A 21,832-nucleotide genomic window follows, 5' to 3' on the forward strand; every position below is an offset into this window, starting at 1 on the left:
AATGTGATTTCTATATATGAAATCGTTTACAATTTGTTTTAATATAGCGGCTCTTAAGATGAGTGTGATATTTTTCATGAAGTTTCAAGTGAACCTTTTTGACTATGGCTGCCAAATAAAATCCCCAAACAAAGGCGAGAGAATTACTTAGAGGTTAGCTGCGGATCTTTGCAGGTGTTCTTTTTTTGCAAAAGCTTATGTTTTTCTACTATATTGTTTAACGTTCCGATGTTCTCAATTGTAATAGAAATCTGATCCCCTTCTTTTAGCCATACTTGCGGATCTCTTCCCATGCCTACGCCCGGCGGTGTACCTGTAGCAATTAAATCTCCTGGTTTTAATGTCATCGACTGAGAGAGGAAAGAGACAATATATGGGATCTTGAAGATCAAATTCTTCGTATTGGAATCCTGCATGATTTCATTATTTAAACGTAAAGAGATATTTAGATTATGCGGATCTCCTGCTTCATCCTTTGTTACGACAGCAGGCCCAATTGGCGCAAATGTATCAGCTGATTTTCCGCGCGACCATTGGCCATCTGCAAATTGAAGATCCCTGGCACTCACATCATTCATAATGGTATAGCCAAAGATGTAATCCTCTGCCTCTTCTTCTGAAACACATTTTGCTTCCTTCCCAATAACAATTGCCAATTCCGCTTCATAGTCCACCTGGCAGGAGTTGATAGGAAGTTCAATGGCATCGCCTTCCCCAATGATTGTATTTGCATATTTTGAAAAAATAACGGGGGATGCTGGAGGTTCCAATCCTGTTTCTTTGCAATGGTCAAGATAGTTTAAACCGACACAAATGATTTTTTCGGGCTGTGTAATAGGAGCCAGTATTTCCACATCTGAAAGGGGAAACGATACATCCCTGTCCTCCAGATCCAGTTCATTTTGCTCAAGGAGTGACTGGATAGCAGGAAGAATGCTTTCGCTTTGTTCAATAATCTGCTTTAAATCCCTCGGAATTTTCAATCCTGAGGAACTATCAATCTTGGTTTCTAAGGCATTTAAATCTATTATATGGTTTTCTTTTAAAACACCAGTACGTGTCTCTGAGTCGATTCGAAAAGCGGCAAGTTTCATTTAACCTTCTCTCCTTCTTTTAATTTGCTGCAGCTGCAGTGATAATTTTTGCAATTCCAAGACCTTCAGCGCCTAGTTTTGAAGTTTTGGCTTCAGGATAATAGCGTTCAATCATCTGAACACCGATAGCCGCCCGGCGCACACGTTCTTGTACAAGAGAAATATTTGTTGCTTCCCACTGTTTACCGGAAGGATACACATCCGGGTGATTGCGGAGGCCGAACTTAATGTACACAGGTGCTAACACACGGATAAATTCCGGAATTTCATAGTATCGGAGAAAACCGCCAAAGTTGTCTGGAACCTCAACATATAAATCTATTGGAATATCAATTGCCTGGCGGATTGAGGCTAGTTTTGGCAGGGTCAGTGCTGTAGGTACATTATAAGTTCCTGCCCCCAGGTCTTGCATTAGTTTGATCGAAACCGGGTTAGCTGAGCCCATTTGCACCGATACTTTTACGACAAAATCCTCAGGAAGCTGACCTGCTTTTTTCATTTCTTTTGTCATTAACAGCAGTCCCTCATCTGCCACTAATGCACCTCTTAGTCCTAACCGGGCACCTCTTTTTAAATCTTCCATTGCGTAGACAAGCTGGTCCGCACCTTCATGGCGCAGAGCTTGAGCCTTGCCGGCACTAGTTAATGGACCTGAACTGATATCCCAGGTTCCCCTTGGCCCAACAAATAAGCTGAGCTCTATTCCTCTTTCTGCAGTCAGGCTGCACATTTCCAGAATTTCTTCATCTGTTTGCAGCATGATTCCGCTTCCCTGGGATATGCGGTGAATGGTCAGGCCATAATGATCGATTTCTTTTAACGTTTCTTTTAAGGCAGCCGGGCCTTCGACACTTGGCAGTTCAATTCTGTACTGTGCACCATCTGGAAATGTTTTGTTAGAAGAAGGCAGTTTTGATAAGTCTGTGGATGGATAACCTAGTTTTTCAAGTAATTCTCTAGATTCTTTCATTATTTGACCCTACTTTCGTTTCAATAGTTTGTATGAGTGCTGCTACCTTATCTGACAGTTCCTTAGGATATAGATCAAATGGAGGGCGGTTGCCTGCTTTAACATGAAACCATCTTTGGTGCACCGCCTCTTTCACTGCAATAAAAAATGATGGGCAGAGCGTGTAAATATCCATTAAATGTGATAATTTTCGGTGCTGCTGTTCGGCCTTTGCCAGATTGCCATTCCGGTATTCTTCATATAAACTGACCGAAATTTCAGGAGCAAAGCTGGCTGTCCCATTTATACTCCCTGCCGTTCCAATCATTTGGCCCGGCAATAAATGCTCATCAAATGCGGTAAAAACCATAAAGTCGCTTCGGACCTTTGTTACTTCCTTGATCATCTGGCGAATGTGGCCAAAGTCATTTATAGTTTCCTTAATCCCGCATATATTCTGGTAATCTATCGATAATTTTTTTACAAGGTCTGCCGAGAGCGATTGTCCGCTAAGAGAAGGAATATTATATAAAATGACTGGCAGGGATGTATTTTCAGCAATAGCTCCATAAAAACCATATAGCTGTACTTCTGAAAGCGGCCAATAGTACGGGTTGACTGCAAGCACTGCATCGGCTCCATGTTCCTCAGCAAAAGTGCACAAATTTAGCACTTCGCATAAGGCTGTATGTCCTATTCCCACCAAAACAGGAACCCGCTGATTTATATACTTAATCATTTCTTTTACATATAATTTCCGTTCCTCCATGGTTAACGAGGTAAATTCACCTGTGCTGCCCATTAATAAAATGCCATGCACACCCTCGTTAATTAACTCATCGAGATATCTTTTGTTTAAGTCCAAATCCAGATTTCCTTCTTCATCGAACAATGTAACAACCGGCGGTATGATTCCATGAAACCGCATTCATTCTTCCCTCCAATCAACCCTTATCATTTGAGATGGCAAAGCAGGGACAAAAATCCCCTGGCTTTACCGGCATTATCCTTTTATAAATACGGTTTTAATAGCAGTAAAGAACTCCTTTGCTGCTTCTCCCTGTTCACGGGATCCTGTACTTGATGCTTTCATCCCTCCAAACGGGGCCTGAAGCTCAACTCCAGCACTTTCAGCATTGATGCGGACAAGGCCTGCTTCAATCTCATCAATAAATTCAAGGAATGAGCTAATATTGGAAGTAAAGATGGATGCACTTAAGCCATACTTTGTATCATTGGCAATTGCGATTGCTTCTTCTAAATTAATTGCTTTTATAAGAGCAATAACTGGACCAAAGATTTCTTCCTGTGCGATTGTCATCTCAGACTTTACATCTTCAAAAATAGCCGGAGAGATAAAATATCCTTTTTTAAGCTCTCCTCCGGTCAAAGCTTCTCCTCCATATACTAGTGAAGCACCCTCATTCTTTGCCATCTCAATATATTTTTTTACTGTATGAAACTGACTTTCGCTTGCACAAGGCCCCATCCAGATCCCTTCCTGCATGCCATCGCCTACGGTTATCTTTTTTGTTTCTGCAACTAGTTTTTCTTTAAAGTCATCGTACACATCCGCTTCAACAATTACGCGGCTGGAAGCTGTACATTTCTGGCCGGTAGAACGAAATCCGCCGCTGATTACCGCTTCAACAGCTGCATCTAAATCAGCATCTTTAGCAACAATAACTGGGTTCTTCCCCCCCATTTCCAGCTGGAATTTGATTCCGCGGCCCGCTGCTGATTTAGCAACTCCTTCCCCAACGGTTTCAGACCCTGTAAAGGAAATAGCATTTAACAGTTTATGATCAATAAGAGCCTGACCTATAACAGAGCCTGACCCAGTAATAAAATTAAGAACTCCTTCTGGAAGCCCAGCTTCAGCAAAACACTCCACTACCTTCGCCGCAGTTACAGCCGCTTCGGAAGCAGGTTTGAACACAACCGTGTTTCCGTAAACTAAAGCAGGGGCTATTTTCCAAATAGGAATGGCTACAGGAAAATTCCAAGGTGTAATAATACCTGCCACACCCAATGGCGCCCTTTTAGTAAACATGAGAGCATCTTTATCTGTTGATGGAATGACATCTCCTTCCTTTCTCATCCCTTCTCCTGCATAATAACGGAGGATAGCAATCCCTCTGGCAGTCTCCCCTTTTGCTTCAGGAAGGGTTTTACCCATTTCTCTTGTCATTGTTTCAGCTATATCATTCAAGTTTGCTTCCAATATGTTAGCTGCTTTGTATAAGAACTGCCCCCGTGCTGCCTGGCCAAGCCTTCGCCACGCTTTTTTCGCCTTATGTGCTGCCTGAACTGCATGCTCGAGATCTTCACGGGAAGAATTCTGGACGATACCTACTATCTCATCTTTATTTGCCGGATTAAAACTTTTGATCGATTCCTTCGTTCCTGACTCTATCCACTCGTTATTAATAAAATTTTGATAGACTTTCTCTTTGATTTCAATTTGCATCCTTTCTCCGCTCCTTTTTAAGATTTATTCAATCATCTGTTTCTGATTGCCCGTATAACCGGCATATTGGGATAACCGGTTTGCGAGGTTTAATATTTCCTCTTTCGCTGCATCCTTTTTCTGCTCCCAGCTATTCGTCATCATTGTAAAACTGACTCCTGCAATAATATTATTTTCGTAGTTATAGACCGGCGCAGCCACACAATGAAACCCTAGTGAGGCTTCCTGGTTCTCGATTGCATAGCCATTCTTCTTTGCTGCATTGACGTTCTCATAGAGATCGTCGATATTGGAGATTGTAAAAGGTGTCTTCTTCACAAACTGGCTGCTTGGAAATATCTCCTCTAGCTCATTTTTGTCATATTGAGTCAGCTGAATTTTACCGATCGCAGAGGCATATGCAGGAAAACGCATGCCGGGATCTGTTACAAGCCGGACTCTTGAATCCCCTTCCATTTTCCCTAAATAGACAACGTTTCCTTTTTCTAACATTCCCAGCTGGATATGCTCATTTATTTTTGAAACAGACACGCTCGCTTCCTTATAAAAGGACTGCAATATATTGAACTGCTTAAAGTACGCAGCACTTAGCGCACCCAATGCAGGTCCAAGTGAATATGTATCGCCTTCTTCCTTCACAATCCAACGCAGGGTTTCTAACGTATTTAACAAGGAGAATAAAGAGCTCTTATTAATACCCAGCTGCTTGGATATGTCGATCAGGCGCAATTGATTGGGACGCTCGCCAATGAGAGCTAAAATGTTATTTGCCTTTTCTAATGCTGGAACCCAATATTTTTCTTTCATGAATACCTTCCACCTCAAACCGGTTTAATATAGTAAACCAGGTTTTAAATTTTAAACCTAAATCTAGTTTAACACACTAATTTAAATTTTCAAATAATTTATTGACTTATTTTTTCTAAAAGAATTCGTTAAATTTTCCTTTTGCTCTGAAAGAATACATAATAAAGTTTAGGGCGATAATGTAAAATTCACTAATAATTATCAGGCAGTATTTTCTCCCTTCATTATTAATAATTGTAACAGGAGCCTCAAAACATGGATAAACACCAAACCAGCCTAAAACCATTCATTTCACTCATTCTATCAACAAAAATACCAAAGATTGCCCTCATCATTGGTTTAACAGCCAGCATTTTAACCACCTTGACTGGACTTCTCGTACCGCTGCTGACCAAAAACCTGGTGGACGGTTTTTCTGTTGAATCCATAAGCATTCCGCTCATGGCCGGAATTGGGGCAGCCTTTATCGTCCAGGCCATCATCAGCGGAATTTCCATCTATTTGCTCAGCTATGTCGGCCAAAAAGTGGTGGCGCGGCTTCGGGACCGGATGTGGATGAAGCTCATAAGGCTTCCGGTCAGTTATTATGATAAGCAATCCAGCGGCCAGACTGTTAGCCGCGTAGTTAATGATACTAGCATTGTCAGGGAGCTGATTACCAATCACTTTCCGCAATTTATTACCGGTATTATCAGTATTATCGGTGCAATTATTATCCTGCTTGTGATGGACTGGAAAATGACACTGCTGATGCTCACTTCTGTTCCTATTACACTGGCAATTATGATTCCACTTGGCCGAAAGATGGCAAAAATATCTCGGGGCCTTCAAGATGAAACTGCCATCTTTACCGGAAACATTACCCAAACACTCGGTGAAATCCGCTTAATGAAGTCTTCTGCTGCAGAACAAAATGAAGAAGAAAAAGGATTGGATGGCATCGACAAACTGCTTGGCTACGGCTTGCGGGAAGCCCGCATTTTTGCGATGATTGGCCCGACTATGTACCTGATCATGATGGTTGTTATTGTCATGATCATCGCCTATGGAGGCATGCGTGTGGCCAGCGGAACGATGTCAACGGGTTCTCTTGTAGCCTTTTTGCTGTATTTGTTCCAGATTATTATGCCAATTACCTCATTTGCGATGTTTTTTACTCAGCTGCAAAAAGCGAAAGGCGCAACAGAACGGATCATTGAAATTTTGGAGGAGCCATTGGAAGATGGACAAGACGGCATCAAAATGGATATCAGCAGCAAGCCGATTACAATCGACAATGTCTCTTTCTCCTATAGTACAGAAGAGAGTGTTCTTGAAAATATCTCACTGGAAGCCCAGCCAGGTCAGATGATTGCACTGGCAGGACCAAGCGGAAGCGGAAAAACCACCCTTTTTGGTTTGCTTGAACGATTTTACGAGCCAGCTGCTGGTGAAATCAAAATTGGCGATATACCCATCCAGCAGATATCCCTTAAATCCTGGCGCAGCCAAATTGGCTATGTTTCACAGGAAAGCGCCATGATGGCGGGTACAATCCGTGAGAATTTATGCTATGGACTCGAAGATTCCGAAAGCATTGCGGATGAGAAGTTATGGGAAGTGGCGAAAATGGCATACGCCAATCAATTCATTGCCGACTTTCCGAAAGGGCTTGATACAGAAGTTGGTGAGCGGGGTGTGAAGCTTTCCGGGGGACAAAGGCAGCGTATTGCTATAGCGCGGGCTTTCCTGCGCGACCCTAAAATATTGATGATGGACGAAGCTACCGCAAGCCTCGACAGCCAATCTGAAGGCATCGTCCAGCAGGCCCTTACCCGCCTAATGGTAGGCCGGACAACTTTCGTCATCGCACACCGCCTTTCCACAATTGTCGGCGCAGACCAAATTGTTTTCATCGAAAAAGGCCGTGTCACAGGCATTGGCACACATTCCGAATTGACACAAACCCACGATTTATACCGCGCGTTTGCGGAGCAGCAGCTTGCATAAATAAAGGCCAGTCTTATGGAGACTGGCCTTTTTACTGCAAATCTTGATTATAGCCCCTATTAAAACCCAAATCTTATGATAAAATGTGACAAATTATCCATATAAACAAGAAGTTGGATTCCTTATAATGGAATTAAGATCTCAGTTAGTCATGCCAATCCAAAAGGAGGCTAAAGGCTATGTCATCAGATCACACACTTAACATGCTTGAAACATTGAAATATTATTGTGACTCTCAAATCACTCAGACCTTTTCAAATGACAAACAGCAGGTTTTATCTGTCTGTTACTTGAAAAACAATCATTCTTTTGAAATTACCTACACAGAAACGAATATAAAGAAAAATTTCCGCCACATAGAATCAGCAGCAGAAGCAATCGAAAAAGCTTTAAGGTGATTAAGACATCCTTAAAGCTTTTTTTGATTGTACTATAAACCTTTCTCTTTTCCATGTAATTTATGAGATGCAGGATATTATTCCCTGCATCTTTTCATTTAAGAGAAATTCTAGGTGAAAACATACTGCATCCTTAATCAATCAAACGTTTGATTGACTTTTTCAGTCTGCTATAAGGCATTCTGAGCCTGAAGAATTCTCATAATTTCCTTGCTGTCTTTTGTCAGTATGCCTTTCACATTTGGACCAAACCATTCCAGGGAAGCATCCATTTCTATCAGATCCGAAGCTTCTCTTAAGAACATCCTGTAATCTACCGCTCCTTCAAATAATGAAACCATGCCTTCCCTGCTGCCCGCTGCTGCATAGACATTATTAGGGGCAAACACACCAAGCTGGGATCGGGATTGTATATTTTTAAAATGAAAATGCGAAATATATGGCCGCAGCTGTTTTAGCGCAAAGAGCGGGTCCACTCCTGATTCCCATATATGAAGCACATCAAAATTAACTCTTAGCGCTGAATGGTCCGTTTCCTCAATGAGCTGAAGCGTAGAGGATGGGTTGTCTGTCAGTGTATTAGGATGAGTTTCAACAAGAAGCATCTGCCCCTCGGCTTCAGCCATTTTGCAGAGCATTTTCATGCGTGAAACCAGTTCGATTCTTTCCAGCCTGCTGATATCTGCACTGCCTTTTGTCCCGGCAAACGTCCTTATTTTCTTCGTTCCCCACCTATGCGCCAGTGCACATACTCTTTGCATTTCTGTCATTAAAACCGGAAGAGGCGCATCAAGAGGCAAATAGTCGCTCAGCATGGTCGTTTCAAGATTATAGGAACTAAGCCACTCACTGCCATAATGAATGTCTTCTGCCAGGTTTTTGGCATGCACACCCCATAGTTCTATCCCCTGGAATCCATTTGTCTGGGCATAATGTGCGATTTGGTCAATGGACTGAAGGTGATGACGGAATGAGATGGTGCAGAGAGATAGCTTCATAGAATTGCCTCCTTAATATTTTGGGATCCATGCAGTTTAACCCAGGCCACAAAGCTTTTCTGCAATCCCTGCTTGATTTTAAACTCCAGGATATTCAGTTCATCCAGTTTTACAGAGATTTCATTTTTCAAACCCAGGTTTCCTGTCATGGCAAGCTTCATCGCCCGATATTGGATAACCGTATATCCTTTTACGAGCTTCTCAATTTCATCACACCAGGCTTCAAAGCCTTCCTCAATATACCCAAGTGAATCCCAGAAAAACGCAAAAGCATGTTCATAGGCGTATTTTCGGATGGCGAGGACAGGGAGTTCTTTTAAGGCCAATGTCAATCCTGATAAAGGGTAGTTTTCGCTTCCGGATGTATATAGATCGACAATCTTTCCAACAGCATCAGTCATTGGGTTGCAGTCAAGCTTAATGCATGTATTAAAATATGCCTCCACTGTTTCTGCAGATGGCGGAATAATATTGGCGGCATCAAAGAAATATCCCCCTTCAGCAGAAGGATCCTCGATAGCTGCCACAATCCTATCCTTTGGCAGAATTCCTTCCCAGCGGAAGTCCGGATCATACATAAACCATTCCCCTTCGTTCCCTGTCAATTCCAGCATCACATAATGCGGAAATGGACTTTGATGAAACTTATTCTCCCTTTCAGGCAGCTTGGACAAATCAAGCATCACCATTACATACTCGTGGGGCTTCTTGTTCTCAAGCAGGCTCAGAAGCTTGTTTATATTTTCCTGTTTGCTGCGTTTTTCGTCATACCATCTATATAGCTTAATTCCATACAGCATTTCATACCATTGATGGAAAAAATCATGGTCGATCCGTTTGGAATGATAGGTCAGAACTCCATTATCCAATACATCGAAATCTGCATCCCACACTCCGAAATAATAAGGTCTGTGATCGGCCCCTTCAGTCTTTTTGACTGCCTCGCATACACAGCTCACAAAACAATGAACTTTAATCATAAGAAGGCTCCGCTGTGACAGGCTTCTGCAGGCGATTCAAAAAGTCGGCCAGGCTTCCTACGGTTCTGAAATCTTTAGGCACCAGCATTTCATCCGGGATATCAAAGCCAAAATCCACTTCCAAATGAAGGATAAGCTGCAGGATCATGATGGAGTCCATATATAAATCTTCATTTAAACGGGCATCCTCATGAAAGGCAGCCATCGAAGGCAGTTCTATTTGATGCTGCAGAATATCGTGTAAGGCCTGTAAAATTTCTTCTCTTGTCATGCCAGCACTCCTTCTCCCAGCCTTTTTCTGCTGATCTTGCCATTCGGGAGCTTTTTGATTTCTTCTGTCCGGATAAATTCCATCGGGATTTGGTAAGGTGCGAGATATTCCCTGCACCACTCCCGGAGTTCCTGCTCCTCTATTGGCTGGGTGCATACATACTGTGCACAGACTCTTTCTCCGGAAAGCGGGTGGATTTTTTTATAAACCACTGCTTCTGCAATTCTTGGTTCTGCCATCAGGACATCTTCCACCTCTTGCGGATATACGTTCAATCCCGCTACATTAATGGTGTCATCCATTCTTGCAAGAAAGGTCAGGACACCGTCTTCCATATAGCCAAGATCCTTAGTAAAGATGGTTTTCTCAGAATCACGGATGATAATTTCACCAGGGTATTCTCTGCTTCCAGCTTCCACTTTTACATGGGGAAGAGGATAGCCCATTTCACGGGGATCACTTACATCCGGGTGAATGGCCACACACCCGGCCTCCGAACATCCATACTGCTGCAGAACCCGGTTTGAAACACTCTTTAAAGATTCCAGCCAGCCGGATGGCATTAGGGTGCCCGATGTCATCACACAATCGAACCGCCCGCCATCCCGAATCAAAAGTGTTAATGTATGCAAAAGCGCAGGTGCTCCATAAAGGATATGCTTCGGATATTCCTTTATTTTTTTAAGCACATACTTAGGGTTCATATTTGACAGAATGACCGGTTCTGCACCGCGTCTTAAGCTTGCAAATACGCCGCAGATCAGCCCATATGAATGAGTAACCGGACAGGCAACAATAGAAGTTGTCTGATGATCTGCCGGCAATACAGAAACATAGCTTTCCAGTTCAAGCTCGATGGAATCCCAGCTGCGTTCAATGCACTTAGGTGCACCGGTCGTACCCGAACTCATTTGGACCAGGACACCTTCACGGGCATTTTTTTGTTCTGACAGTTCGATCGGTGTATGAGTATTTCCGTAAAGCAAGATATGGCTTCCAGCCGATGAAGCCATTCGGATTGCCCCTTCTTTCGGCACGGAAGGATGGATCGGAACAATGGATCCTCCTTTTCTGCGTACAAATAAACAAAGAGCGAGCCATTGAAACACATCCGGCATACAAACAGCTAATCTTCTATTCCCGCAATCTCTTAAATGAGGAGTGTTTTCAAATTCTGTATATTGCTGCTCAAGGTCATCTAATGTATAGTAATGTTCATTTACAAAAAACATCTCAATTCTCCTTTGAATGATTATCTTAAAGAGTTTTTGACATAATGGCGAAAACCGCCCGCCTCTTCTTTTTGAACTTTTCTCTTCAGGAGTGACTCCGCATAGATTACCGGCGCAGTATGCTGCAGCAGATAATTTCGGAATATCAATTCCGGATAACAGCTCAGGTGCTCCATTAAGGCTTCTCCTGTCAGCTTCCAAAATCGCTGCTCGCTTAAGCCATATTGCTCTTCAAGTACATAGGACAGTTCAGACAGATGAAAAACAAATAATGTATCCATTGCCAGTTCTCTAAGCGATTCAATAGAAGACATCCAATAATACTGATCTTCCCTGCCTTTTTTAAATTGGTCATGAATGCCCGCAAAGTCTGGAATAGGGCTTGCCTCCGCCAAAAAGTCGTCGCAATACTCAACACTGTCATGGAAATCCCTCAGTGCGACACGTGTTGGCCAGCCGTCCTTATGAAGAAGAATCATATTCTGGGCATGCGCCTCAACAGCAATTCCATGCGCGGACAGCAAATGCCAGACAGGAACCACACATACTTCCACAAGCCTTTTCAGCCATTTTTCAATTCCATAGCGCTTCAGCCATTCGTCAATAAACGGAAATCCGTCCCTTTCCATTAATGGCAAAGCCGTACATGGCACCGCCTCTTCATCTTCTTCCATATAAAGCCGGATGCTCTCTCTCCATATAGCTCCGAGCTTTGCGCAAGTTTCTTTCTCCCCGGGATGATAAGCAATTCCTGCGTATTCCTTTAAAATGACCAAAGAAGCTTCCTCTTTTAAAAATGGATCTCCTTTCACTGTATCTGCAATCCATTTGGAAATATGGGGTGCGGCACAAACCGCGTGTGTGTCAAGAGTTCTTAGCGATGATGTGTTCACCATATTCATCGAAAGTTTCAGATGAGCTTTATCTGGATTTGTCATATTCCATAGAGTACGGACGGACTGTGTTGACCGATAAAAATCTCCGTTGCTTCCCAGAAGTACTATATCTGCATCAGCATTTGCAAACTTCACCTGCCAGGGGTGAATGGGCAGAAATGTGTATTCTTCAAAGGTTTTGCCGATATCCTGCAAATCAGAAAGCAATTGTCCAAACATGGAAGGGCCAAGTTCCCGCTCCCAGAAGCTTTCTTCATCTTCCAGCAATTCTATTCTGGCATTCATACGTCTGACGGCTGCCCACTGCAGCTCGAATGATTGCCTTGCTTCCGGCCCATATGCAGCATGATCCCCAAGTGTAAATCCGCTCCTCGCCTTATAGCAGGGATGGTAGGGATGTCCTTCCCATATCTCTGATTCCAGTTCTTCATAGCTGAAATTTCGCCTGGAAATAGAATGCATTAGATGAGTTTCGTTCCACTCACTCAGCAGAACGGTTTGTTCCAGCTCATTAATAAGCTGACTCCTTTTCTCCGGATCTGCAATAAGGTCTTCAGCCAATTCCTCAATCGTGGTTTCCGTTCGTGAGCCATCATGGTGGACTGAGCGAATGCTTCCTTCTATTAAACGCACACGGTCAAATGAAGCAATTTTTCCCTCACAGCAGTATGTTCGCTCGTTTCCGAAAATCGTAAAATGTAAGTGCGGATCTTCTGGCCGGTCAGCCGACTTGGCATAATCCATTAATCCTTCAAAAATGATGGCCTCCATGAGCTGCCTGATTATTCTTCTCTCAAAAGTTTTAGACAACGGCGGATGCAGCTTCAGCATAGTTTTCCTCCTTCTTCTTGACGGCGAATGGATTGGGCAGATAGGTGTAAACCGCTTGTTCGTTCTTTGCCATCAGCTCATCAACATCATGAAAGCGGGTTAAAAGATTGGCTTTATAAGATAATTTCTCAGATTGAAGAATATGCCGAATGAAATCCTTCCCCTGTCCAGATAGCCCTTTTTCCAGAGAGCTAAGCTGGTTTCGACACCATTTGATTAAACGGTCCTCACTGATGAGACCATCCTGCCCAAGTCTTGAGATGACTGAAAAAAGCTGATTCATGAACAGATAATACGTAAACCTTTCCTGAATGAGAGCATCCTCATAGAATAATTCCTGGCATTCTTCCAGTACAGGCAGCAGCTCACATAAAGTTTCTCTATGGAGATTTGATAGATAATACCCTTGATTATCACGGTAATAATAAGCCTCCGGGTATCCAGAAGAAAGGTCCAAAACGCTATTTTGCTGATGTGCCTCCAATGCCAGCCCATGTTCATCATATAAATGGATGAGCGGCTCCACTGCACAATTCCAATATTTCCGGAACCATTCCATGCTGACCTCCCGAATATCACGAGATTCCTCTCCGGCTATTCTCTCAATGGTCCGATGCAGCCTTGAACGTTTGCCAGGCAAAGGATCCTGAACCAATGCAGCAATGGAAGTTACCCCCCTCTGTTTTTCTTCCTGAAATGGATTGGATCGCAGAATAACTTCAAAGCCTGATTCCTGCTGACCAGGAAATAAGGCAGTAATATAGGCTGGATCATCGATCATCCGGAAAACAGGATGTTTTTCTGTAAATCGGATTTTCTTTATTAACTCCGCCATGGCGGTGCCTGCCCTTAGCTCATGGAAGCGGTTCTTCCTTAGCGAATTTGTGATTTTTACCGGGACCGAAAATTTATACATCCATTCCTCTTCAGGATTGTAAACAGTCCTGATGGAAGAAGTAGCTGAATAATAAGGCCCCATACTGCCAAGGTCCTTTATAAGGTCCTTCTCTATTGCCTCTCTGACATAGTCCTGCTGCAGAAGCCATTGGGCCTGAAGAGGGTGCATTGGAATGAGGCATTCCTTTTCCGGAACAGTAAGGTGCGGCATTGATTTTCTTATCGATTGAAGGATCATTTGACTTGCAGTTTCCTGGTCATTAGAGGATTCTTTTATCATCTCCCGGTCAATTTGGAAATAATGGAGCTGAAACTGTCCCTTTAATTCTGGCGCATAGCTTGGCTGCTGCCATCCAGTCATTCCTTGCCTGCTTTTCGGTGTAGGGTGAAGCCAGTGCCCAAACAGGAGCGATTGCTCTGCTTCAATGAAAGTACAATCTTCGGAATACAGGCTGTCCTCATCATTCATTCTCGCTTCAATATATGCCGCCATTGTTTGGTAGCTCTCAATCATCCTCAGCACAAGTTCATCAAAATGGGATGCAAGTTCATGACAGCCATTAGCTTTGGCCATTAAATGCATCTCATGGATAAGTGAAATCATCATCGGCAGTCTATCCTGATGAATCCATTCCCGCCGATTAGAACAATATTTAAGTGCATGGCCGATTACATGTCTTCCTGTTCGTGAACGGTAAAGGACTTCGACAGCGAATTTAACGGACTGACCAGATAATTCTATTTCTGCTACCGACTCCCCTGAAAGAGGGATGGATAGCTGCTGTTCCTGAATCCACTCCCTGCTCTCCATCCAATGCCCGCTGTCCACTTCCCGCAAATAACTATTAATAAAAGCTTGAAACGTTGCATTTTCTGCAATTTGTTTGGCTGAATGATGCATAATTCCATCCTTTCACCGAGTCTTTAGACCTAGTAATTGATAACCATTCTCAATAACAGTTAAAAAATTTGATCCTTTTCCATGAAAAGAATCAAGATAATGGAGAGGACGGGTGCAAATCCCGGCCTCCCGCCTAAAATTATTCGCTTAATAGAAGCGATTCAATTTCTTTCAAACCTTTTTGGCGCTCAATCGGATCCCAGAATCCCCAAGTAGTGGACAGAGTATGTACGTTGTCATTCTGAACAGCCTTCAGGCTTTTCCAAACTTCACCCTGGGTGACTGAATCGTAAAATTCACCGCTGTTAAAGAAAGTAAGGTCAATTATATTGTCAGGATTATATTTTGCTAACCCTTCAATTGAGATATTTTCGCCAAAATCCTCTGGAAGGTTTTCAGCTGGAGTTAATTTCAGATCATCAAATAATAATGAGTTGGTTGCGTGGTTTGTCAGTCCAAAAACACGAATATCTTTTTTATTGATTGCCACTGCCATGAAAGTTTCTTCTCCTGTTTTTTCACGGACTCGTTTTCCGATATCCTCTGCTTCCTTCTCCAGATCTTCAATGACTTTCTTTCCTTCGTCAAGCTTGCCTACAGCTTCTGCAACTTTCAGGTGATCTTCCTTCCAGTCGCCGCCAACTTCAACAACAACTGTTGGGATGGTTTCAGAAAGCTGATCATAGAGAGGCTTATAGCGATCACTTATGATAAGAAGATCCGGATCAAGCTTCACAATTTCTTCTGAATTAATTTCATCGGCATATGGGAGCGCCTTAACACCTTCAAGCTCCTTCGTTAAATGCGGCGGGAACTCATTATCGTATGCCATTACTGCATAAGGCTTTACCCCTACTGATACAAGCGATCCTTCCCAGGAAACATGTGAAAGCAAAACTACTTTTTTCGGTTCGGCGGGCACTTCTGCTTTTCCTAAAAGATGTTCAACCGTTCTGGTTTCCTCTGTCTGTTCTTCCTCTTTCTTTTCAGCTGCTTCTGTAGAGGCCTCTTCACTTTTACCGCATCCTGTTAAAATTAATAAAAATAACATGAAAACAATGCTCCATGGAGCACAGAACTTCTTCATGGATAATTCCTCCTAAGCAATAATGAAATTCATTCTCAATGATAATCATTATCACATTAGCTTAACATGGACTTTTACAACTTCTTACATGGACAAAACTTACATTCCACTAAAAATAGGGTCCAGCTGAAAAAACAGCTGGACCCTTGTTCGCATTAATTAAGCCTTAAGTTTTGCTCTCAGCAAATCGTCCGGAAATACCTCAAGCATTTTCTTTCTCCCAAGCGGTCCCCAAGGATCCCACTCATGGCTGTCAGGATAGTATACTTCACCTGTTTGGACAGCACGGATCTTATTCCATTCAGGAGTATGAGCAGCTCTCCAAACATCTCTTTCATGACTCCATAAGATGAGAAGCTTATCAGGATTGAGATCAGCCACATCCTTCAGGTCTGCATTCCGATATCCTTCAAAATACAAATCAGGATGAGGCTCAAAACCCAAATTCTGAAAGAACAGATTGAGCAGAGCATGCCCGCCCTGTCCGTAAAGACGTATTTCCTCCGGCCGGATCCAAATGACTGCCCATCTGCCTTTTTTCGTTAATGGACATAGCTTATCCCTTACTTTAAATTCAAGGCAGTGGATGTCTTTTTCTATGCATTCTGCCCGGCTTGTACATCCTACCATAGAAGCAATTTCGTAAAGATACTGCCGCCAGTCCGGCTGCAGCTGAATATGATGGACCTTCTCCTGCTGTGAGAGAAGCACATTTTGGAGCTGATAATTATGTAAAGGCGTCTTTATGATTCGATCTGGCTGAGATAAGAGAATATCCTCTGGCTGAAAGAGCTTTTCTGCATTAAGGAGCATGGTGCCCTCCAATTCTTTTTGAAGATAGCTCGGCACTCCATTGCTGGCAGGATAAACAGTTGGATAGGATGGCGCTGCAACAGGCTGTACACCCAGCGAAAGGAGATGGTCCTGCAAAAAGAGCTGACTAACCACCGCAATTCTTTCCTTAGCCCTTTTCATAAATACAGATGGCGGCAAGCCTGCTTTCATTTTAAAAAGACGGCTGAAATAAAATTCATCCTGCATTCCGATTTGCAGTGCCACTTCTTTTGCTGTAATCCCTTTCTTCTGCATCATCAGCTGTTTGGCTGCTCTCATTCTTTCTCCATTCAGGAATTCCTTCGGCGCCATCCCGGTTCTTTTTCGAAAGGCCCTGGTAAACGAAACTGGGCTCATGTTTGCTTTAGATGCCAGCTCTGCCACAGTAACCGGCTGGGAAAGATTATTTCTGATCAGGTCCACCGCTTCTTCAATCCCGTCTACTTTTGTCTTGTCTGTCAGAATAGACATCATATTCCACAGCTGGGACTGAAATCTGCACTCAGCAGATATAGATTTTTCTTTGTTCCTTTTCCTCAGCTCTTCCCACAAGGGCACCATCTTTGATGGCTCCTGATTAGCCAGGATCCCGGAAAGAAATCCGGAAAGCACATCTTTATCCTTTGCCCATGTGAGATTATAAACCGTTAACAGATCTGCTGATGCGGAGGTAATTATGCCACATTCCGAGAAAAAGCAGCTTTTCCCCGCCTCTATCTTCAGCAGGCGGTTGTGAGTTTCGATTGTGCCTCTCCCCGCTGAAATATATATAAGTGTAAAATCATTGCGATTTTCATTGATGGTTTTCGACAATCCCTCTCTCAAGCTTGATACTGCAATTTCATACGGTTCGAATTGTTTGCCGCTCAGCATATACAAAAAATACTCCCTTCTTTTTCCTTAAATAAGAATTGACAAAAGCTGTGAAAGGATAGTAGATTAATTACGATTATTTAGAACGATAACGATTATCATTTTCACTCAAAATTTACATAGAAAAGGACTGAATGTAATGGCCAGAACTGCAGCTGACATAACAGAGCACATGCAGCCTGTACACCAAAAATCTATAAAATGGGGCCTGGCAGGAATTGTGCTGGTGCTTATCGGGCTGCTTGCATCGATCGGGCTGGGTGCAATCTGGATTCCCCCTTCCGTGGTGTGGGAGTCATTTGTCTCCTTTCAGGGAGGTCAAATTGAACATCAGCTTATCAGAGAAGTCAGGCTTCCCCGGGCACTGACCGGGGCACTTATTGGCGCAGCACTTGCTGTAGCCGGCACCATTATGCAGGGAATTACACGCAACCCGCTGGCAGATCCCTCTATAATCGGCATTACACATGGAGCAGGCCTGGCCATCGCAATTGCACTTGCCTTTCTTTCCGGCGGATCATACTGGGTTCTGCTTATCTGGTCATTTGCAGGTTCCGCTGCTGGAGCCTTGCTTGTATTATCTTTCTCCATGCTTTCAAAAGAGCGGATATCACCTGTCACTTTGACACTGGCAGGCGCTGGATTAAGCACCCTGTTCAGCGCTCTTTCAACTGGCATCGCCCTTTACTTTCAGACTGCCCAGGACCTGAGCTTCTGGTTTGCGGGAGGTCTTTCAGGAACACAATGGCGCCATGTGTATATTTTGCTTCCCGCCGTTTTTTTAGGCTTGCTCCTGTCCCTTTGGATTAGCCGCTCCCTGACAATCCTAGCTCTGGGAGAAGAAGTGGCTGCAGGGCTTGGTCAATCTCAGCAGAAAGTCCGCTGGATTGGGCTTGCAGCGGTTATACTATTATCAGGGGCGGCCGTTTCCATTGCCGGAGCTATAGGCTTTATCGGACTGGTAGTTCCCCATATGGTCCGGCTTTTGATTGGATCTGACTACCGCTGGCTCATCCCGCTTAGTGCCATTGCAGGTGCCTTGCTTCTTGTATTGGCAGATATCGGGGCACGGATGATTAACCCGCCGTTTGAGACTCCTGTCAGTGCTGTTACTGCACTAATCGGTGTTCCATTTTTCTTATATTTGTCCAGAAGGAAAAGGGGGTATATGTAATGGATTGGAAACAGGCTTTACTCCAATCATGGGGCTGGATGGCAGCCTTTATATTCCTTATCCTGGTTACTTTTGTGCTAAGTCTCGCGACTGGAGTGATGCCAGTCGGAATGAATGAAATTATGGCTGTTCTCTCAGGCAGCGGCACTCCGAAGCAGGAGCTCGTGCTGCTTCAGCTAAGATTGCCAAGAATGATCATTGCCCTTCTAATAGGAGCAGGCCTTGCTCTTTCCGGCAGCATCCTTCAGGGGCTATCCCGGAATTCCCTGGCTGACCCCGGTATTCTCGGCATTAATGCCGGGGCCGGATTAGCAGTTGTTCTCTCAATCTACCTGTTCGGGCAATCGGGCGGAAGCCTTCTGGCTAAACCGTTCTTCCTTCCCGTATTTGCTTTCGCCGGAGCACTTGCCATTGCAGCTCTGATCTACCGATTTTCGTGGAAAGGCGGAATAGACCCGGAACGGCTTCTTCTCGTTGGCCTTGGATTTAATGCACTATGCGGTGCCTTGCTGCTGATCCTGCAGCTGAAAATGGATCCAAAGGATTTTCAGCAGGCAGCCATTTGGCTGACTGGCAGCATCTGGGGTATTCAATGGCCGTATGTATGGGCACTCCTTCCCTGGATTCTTGTTCTGATGCCAGTCGCCTTTATAAAGGCAAGAACAATGAATATCCTTCAATTCAAACAGGAAGTTCCTGTTGCACTCGGCTTAAGAGTCGAATCCGAGCGCCGGCTGCTTCTCTGTCTTTCAGCGGCTCTTGCCGGAGCATGTGTAGCAGCTGGCGGCGGAATTGCTTTCATTGGCCTTCTGGCACCACATCTGGCACGCCGCCTTTGCGGCCCCAACTACTTCAGCAATTTGCCTTTATCTGCATTAATAGGCGCAGCGCTTGTTCTCATTGCAGATATGATAGGGAAAAATCTCCTTGCACCTGCTGATATCCCGGTTGGAATCGTAATCTCAGTCATTGGAGCTCCTTATCTGATTATCATGCTTCTCACCCGGAAAGGAACAGGATTGAAAGCTTAATAGATATCAATCACATAAAAAATGCCCATTCAAAAATCCCTTTATGAATGGGCATTGCACTTTATTTAATTTCAGCTGGCTCACGGTATTGCTTCTGGCCCAAAGAATGATAGACATCCTGACGGCTATCAACAATATATTCCGGCTTCGGCTTGCCGCGGTTTGCCTTGTGCCCAGCAATATGTACATCACTTGTTTCCCACGCCTTCCAGGCTTCTTCCGATTCCCAGCGAATCATGACGGCCACTTCTTCATCCCCGCTGCGCTGTTTCTTCTTTAAAACATTCAAATCAACGAATCCAGGCTGCTCTTCGATTATGCCTTCCCCTGCAAAGCGATCGACTAACTTATTGGAATGGCCTTCTTTCACCGTAATCGTTTTTAATTGAATAAACATACCTGTTCCTCCCCTGCTTCTTTTCTGTTATTATAATTGATAACGATTTTCATTTTCAACTATTTTAAAAAATAGATTCATTATTTTATTAATTTATAGTATGTTTAGATTATCGAACTAATCAGAAAATGAGGCTCAATTATGTGGAAAAATAAAAATGTATGGATTTTATTAACTGGGGAGTTTATAGCAGGGCTGGGCTTGTGGCTAGGTATAATAGGGAATCTCGAATTTATGCAGGAAAAGGTTCCCTCAGATTTTCTAAAGTCGCTTATTTTGGCAGGCGGATTGCTGGCTGGGATTGCTGTTGGACCCTGGGCAGGAAGAATAACTGACCAAATCAGCAAGAAGACGGTCATGCTGGCGTCTGGCTTCGCCCGGGCATTAAGCGTTATTTTTATGTTAATTGCCATACAAACCGGGTCTGTCTGGTGGATGGTTATTTTTCTGGTATTCCTGCAAATCTCGGCAGCCTTCTATTTTCCAGCTCTGCAGGCTGCGATTCCGCTGGTAGTGGAAGATAAAGATCTGCTGCAGCTGAATGGAGTCCATATGAATGTGTCCACCCTTTCGAGAATTTTAGGTACTGCTTTAGCTGGCGTTTTGTTAGTCATCTTGCCATTATCAATGCTTTACATCGCTTCGCTTGTCGCCTATCTGATTCTCTTTTTAATCACTTTTTTTATGGATTTTGAAGAATCTGTCTCGAAGGAAAGCACAGGTAGAAACTCAAGCAGAGGCAGCGGAGGATTCAAGGAAGTATTCCCGATTATTCAAGGTCTGCCCATTGTGTTTATGACATTGATCCTAACCTTGGTTCCGCTTCTGTTCCTTGGCGGCTTTAACTTAATGGTCATTAATATCAGTGAGCTTCAGGACAGCTCATCCATTAAAGGATTGATCTATACGGCAGAAGGACTCGGCTTCATGCTTGGCGCATTCATTGTTAAACAAATCAGTCAAAAACGTTCGCCTTATGCGATCCTGTTTTTCTTCTCCTTCATCATCGGTCTATCACAGCTGCTTCTGTACTTTGCAGATGTACCTGTTTTATCCATCTTGGCTTTCTTTATTTTTGGGTTTGCCGTCGGCTGTTTCTTCCCGACTGCCGCCACCATTTTTCAAACAAGAGTGCCAAAGGAATTTCACGGAAGATTCTTCTCCTTCCGAAACATGCTTGACCGTGTAACTTTTCAGATTGTCCTGCTTCTGACCGGATTCCTTCTGGATGCTGTCGGCCTTCAGATAATGGTCGTGATCTTTGGAATACTGTCGCTGATCATGACGGCAGCATTCTTTGCTAAATTCAGGAAAATAAGGACAGAAGTTCAGGTTAAAGAAAAGATCAGTACGTAAGAAAAGCGGAAGCGCCTTGCCCACGAAGGAACGCAGACTAAGAACGCCACGTCCTGTGGCAACGTCTGCATGACCCCCATCCTGGGGGCCTCAAGCACAAGACGAGCCTTACGGAAAGGCGTTCTTTGCCTTTTTGGGAGGATTGACCGAAATGTGGAGGCGACTGCCCAGGGACGACAGGCATAAGACGGTTCCTGTAAGAAGGCGTCTTTCCTTCTGAAAGGAAATGGCTTATGAACCCGAGTCCCTAGGAGCCGCAGCTAGACAAGCTTGTGACCTCGAGGGGGTAGGCGCTGAAGCTAGACAGTTGTCAGACTTCAGATTGTATAAATCTTATCTTTAAAAACCGGTCCACATCGTGTGGGCC

General features: G+C 43.8%; 19 protein-coding genes. 5 read left to right on the plus strand and 14 right to left on the minus strand.

Annotated features, from left to right (window positions below; translation table 11 throughout):
* Positions 1–143: 143 nt before the first annotated feature.
* From QUF73_15340 to QUF73_15360, 5 genes are all read right to left on the minus strand, one after another.
* On the minus strand, positions 144–1,094 hold the full coding sequence (locus tag QUF73_15340) for a fumarylacetoacetate hydrolase family protein (protein ID MDM5227554.1): 951 nt from the start codon (positions 1,092–1,094) through the stop codon (positions 144–146).
* 19 nt (positions 1,095–1,113) lie between these two features.
* Positions 1,114–2,064 (minus strand): U32 family peptidase, encoded by a 951-nt coding sequence (locus tag QUF73_15345; protein ID MDM5227555.1) that lies wholly within the window; start codon positions 2,062–2,064, stop codon positions 1,114–1,116.
* The gene (locus QUF73_15350) at positions 2,051–2,971 is read right to left on the minus strand and encodes a dihydrodipicolinate synthase family protein (GenBank protein MDM5227556.1); all 921 of its coding nucleotides are present in this window, start codon (positions 2,969–2,971) and stop codon (positions 2,051–2,053) included. The genes QUF73_15345 and QUF73_15350 overlap by 14 nt, the downstream gene beginning before the upstream one ends.
* 75 nt (positions 2,972–3,046) lie before the next feature.
* On the minus strand, positions 3,047–4,513 hold the full coding sequence (locus tag QUF73_15355) for an aldehyde dehydrogenase family protein (GenBank protein ID MDM5227557.1): 1,467 nt from the start codon (positions 4,511–4,513) through the stop codon (positions 3,047–3,049).
* A 24-nt stretch (positions 4,514–4,537) separates the two neighbouring features.
* Positions 4,538–5,320, minus strand: a complete 783-nt coding sequence (locus QUF73_15360) for an IclR family transcriptional regulator (protein ID MDM5227558.1) — start codon at positions 5,318–5,320, stop codon at positions 4,538–4,540.
* Between the two features lie 255 nt (positions 5,321–5,575).
* Between QUF73_15360 and QUF73_15365 the strand changes: the two genes are divergently transcribed.
* Together QUF73_15365 and QUF73_15370 are read left to right on the plus strand one after the other, a co-directional pair.
* Complete coding sequence (locus QUF73_15365) at positions 5,576–7,309, plus strand: ABC transporter ATP-binding protein (GenBank protein MDM5227559.1); 1,734 nt, start codon at positions 5,576–5,578, stop codon at positions 7,307–7,309.
* Positions 7,310–7,488: 179 nt separating this feature from the next.
* Positions 7,489–7,707 (plus strand): hypothetical protein, encoded by a 219-nt coding sequence (locus QUF73_15370; GenBank protein ID MDM5227560.1) that lies wholly within the window; start codon positions 7,489–7,491, stop codon positions 7,705–7,707.
* A 170-nt stretch (positions 7,708–7,877) separates the two neighbouring features.
* Here the strand turns inward: QUF73_15370 and QUF73_15375 are convergent, their stop codons facing one another.
* The 8 genes from QUF73_15375 to QUF73_15410 form a co-directional block, all read right to left on the minus strand.
* Positions 7,878–8,705 carry a sugar phosphate isomerase/epimerase gene (locus QUF73_15375; GenBank protein MDM5227561.1) on the minus strand — a complete coding sequence of 276 codons (828 nt, stop codon included), beginning with the start codon at positions 8,703–8,705 and terminating at the stop codon, positions 7,878–7,880.
* A complete protein-coding gene (locus QUF73_15380; GenBank protein MDM5227562.1) occupies positions 8,702–9,685 on the minus strand; it encodes a DUF6005 family protein in 984 nt (327 codons plus the stop codon). The genes QUF73_15375 and QUF73_15380 overlap by 4 nt, the downstream gene beginning before the upstream one ends.
* Positions 9,678–9,956, minus strand: a complete 279-nt coding sequence (gene asbD, locus QUF73_15385; protein MDM5227563.1) for a petrobactin biosynthesis protein AsbD — start codon at positions 9,954–9,956, stop codon at positions 9,678–9,680. The genes QUF73_15380 and asbD overlap by 8 nt, the downstream gene beginning before the upstream one ends.
* Positions 9,953–11,188: an AMP-binding protein gene (locus QUF73_15390; protein MDM5227564.1), complete on the minus strand. Its 1,236-nt coding sequence runs from the start codon at positions 11,186–11,188 to the stop codon at positions 9,953–9,955. The genes asbD and QUF73_15390 overlap by 4 nt, the downstream gene beginning before the upstream one ends.
* Before the next feature lie 20 nt (positions 11,189–11,208).
* Positions 11,209–12,915, minus strand: coding sequence for an IucA/IucC family protein (locus QUF73_15395; protein MDM5227565.1), 1,707 nt, complete (start codon positions 12,913–12,915; stop codon positions 11,209–11,211).
* Complete coding sequence (locus tag QUF73_15400; GenBank protein ID MDM5227566.1) at positions 12,887–14,713, minus strand: IucA/IucC family protein; 1,827 nt, start codon at positions 14,711–14,713, stop codon at positions 12,887–12,889. The genes QUF73_15395 and QUF73_15400 overlap by 29 nt, the downstream gene beginning before the upstream one ends.
* 139 nt (positions 14,714–14,852) lie before the next feature.
* Complete coding sequence (locus tag QUF73_15405; protein MDM5227567.1) at positions 14,853–15,800, minus strand: ABC transporter substrate-binding protein; 948 nt, start codon at positions 15,798–15,800, stop codon at positions 14,853–14,855.
* 159 nt (positions 15,801–15,959) lie between these two features.
* Positions 15,960–17,507 (minus strand): helix-turn-helix domain-containing protein, encoded by a 1,548-nt coding sequence (locus QUF73_15410; protein ID MDM5227568.1) that lies wholly within the window; start codon positions 17,505–17,507, stop codon positions 15,960–15,962.
* Positions 17,508–17,646: 139 nt separating this feature from the next.
* Here QUF73_15410 and QUF73_15415 point away from each other — a divergent pair, with 139 nt between their 5' ends.
* Positions 17,647–18,681: an iron ABC transporter permease gene (locus QUF73_15415; GenBank protein ID MDM5227569.1), complete on the plus strand. Its 1,035-nt coding sequence runs from the start codon at positions 17,647–17,649 to the stop codon at positions 18,679–18,681.
* The gene (locus QUF73_15420) at positions 18,681–19,712 is read left to right on the plus strand and encodes an iron ABC transporter permease (protein ID MDM5227570.1); all 1,032 of its coding nucleotides are present in this window, start codon (positions 18,681–18,683) and stop codon (positions 19,710–19,712) included. The genes QUF73_15415 and QUF73_15420 overlap by 1 nt, the downstream gene beginning before the upstream one ends.
* 61 nt (positions 19,713–19,773) lie before the next feature.
* On the opposite strand, the gene QUF73_15425 is transcribed toward QUF73_15420, so the two are convergent.
* Positions 19,774–20,109, minus strand: coding sequence for an antibiotic biosynthesis monooxygenase (locus QUF73_15425; protein MDM5227571.1), 336 nt, complete (start codon positions 20,107–20,109; stop codon positions 19,774–19,776).
* A 141-nt stretch (positions 20,110–20,250) separates the two neighbouring features.
* On the opposite strand from QUF73_15425, the gene QUF73_15430 reads away from it, so the two are divergent.
* Entirely contained in the window at positions 20,251–21,465 is a 1,215-nt protein-coding gene (locus QUF73_15430; GenBank protein MDM5227572.1) for an MFS transporter, read from the plus strand.
* The last annotated feature ends 367 nt before the right edge of the window (positions 21,466–21,832 follow it).

It is taken from the genome of Cytobacillus sp. NJ13, assembly GCA_030348385.1.
Classification (GTDB): Bacteria; Bacillota; Bacilli; order Bacillales; family Cytobacillaceae; genus Cytobacillus.